This is a genomic window from Aminobacter sp. J41 (assembly GCF_000526635.1).
Classification (GTDB): domain Bacteria; phylum Pseudomonadota; class Alphaproteobacteria; order Rhizobiales; family Rhizobiaceae; genus Aerobium.
Window position 1 is genome coordinate 1 of sequence record NZ_JAGL01000108.1, and the last position, 1154, is coordinate 1154.

Consider the following 1154-nt stretch of genomic DNA (forward strand, 5'->3'; position numbering starts at 1 on the left):
CCTGCGATCAACCAGCAGGGGTGGGTTCAAACATGGGTCACTTCTCAATGGAAAAACCGCCCAATCCCGGGTCAGTTCTCGGCGGAAATCAACAAACATATCGTCACGAGCACGAACGCAGCAAAGACCAACAAGGCCGCACTTTCGACAAATCCGGTCACGCCATGCATGTTCTTCTCCTGATGGCATGGCGCAGGTAAGGCCAATACCTGTAAATTCTAGACGTGCGACCGCGCCCACTGCGCTATCTGCGCGGCAGGCATTGCTCCGCTCGTTCTCGCAATTTCCTTCCCGCTACTGAACAGGATCATGGTGGGAATGCCGCGGATCCCGTGGCGGCCGGCGATCTTCTGTTCGGCTTCCGTATCGAGCTTACCGAGGCGGAAATTTGGTTCGAGCGACTGCGCCGCCGCCTCGAATTGGGGCGCCATCATCTTGCATGGCCCGCACCACACGGCCCAGAAATCGACCAGCAAGGGCAGTTCGGCATTCGCATGACGGTCAAAATTAGCCGCTGTAAGCGTGACGGGCCTGCCTTGAAAGAGAGGCGCGCCGCAGCGTCCGCAATTGGGATTATCGGTCAGGCGCTCTTGCGGCACTCTGTTGGTGGAATTGCACTGCGGGCAAGCGACCGTGGGCATCCTGTATCCTTTCGTTGACGAGCCGGTCCTGGCGGCCGGCTGATGCAAGCATTCAGCGCGTGGACATGGCGCGGCGCGCCTCTCGTTGCCGCGGCTCGGGCAGGTATTCCACGCCACCGCCCTGGCGCCGAACCGGCTGCGGATAGAGCGTCATCAGCTCCAGTATTTCCTTGGGCATGTCCGTTCCAACGGGCAGGCCCATGTCGCGGGCCTCGTCGGTAGAGATGGGATAGTCGTGGGTCCAGGTGCCCGTCGCCAGCTTCGCCGCCACGGACGCTGCGCGGTTCTCGTCCATCTTGTCGGACAGCAGACGTTTCGCGAATGCCTCGATCTGCGCAATGGCCTTGCGACCGACATCGGCCATGATCAGGGTCTGGTCGTCGATCTCGGCGATGGGTTTCTCCTCGACGACCTTGATGAGCGAGGCTGCAGGCAACTGGCCAAGTTGCGGATCGACGGGTCCCAGCACGGAGTGTTCGCACATCACGATCTCGTCGGCAGCGAGTGCGATCA

At 61.0% G+C, this 1154-nt stretch carries 2 protein-coding genes and 1 pseudogene; 1 reads left to right on the forward strand and 2 read right to left on the reverse strand.

Annotated features, from left to right (window positions below; genetic code table 11):
- Window positions 1–183: hypothetical protein (locus L630_RS23305; RefSeq protein WP_210164335.1), on the forward strand; the 183-nt coding region annotated here is incomplete at its 5' end.
- A gap of 35 nt (window positions 184–218) precedes the next feature.
- Here the strand turns inward: L630_RS23305 and trxC are convergent.
- Together trxC and L630_RS0120780 are read right to left on the reverse strand one after the other, a co-directional pair.
- On the reverse strand, window positions 219–641 hold the full coding sequence (trxC, locus tag L630_RS0120775; RefSeq protein ID WP_024850076.1) for a thioredoxin TrxC: 423 nt from the start codon (window positions 639–641) through the stop codon (window positions 219–221).
- A 52-nt stretch (window positions 642–693) separates the two neighbouring features.
- Window positions 694–1154, reverse strand: a pseudogene (locus L630_RS0120780) (hypothetical protein); the annotation flags it as partial.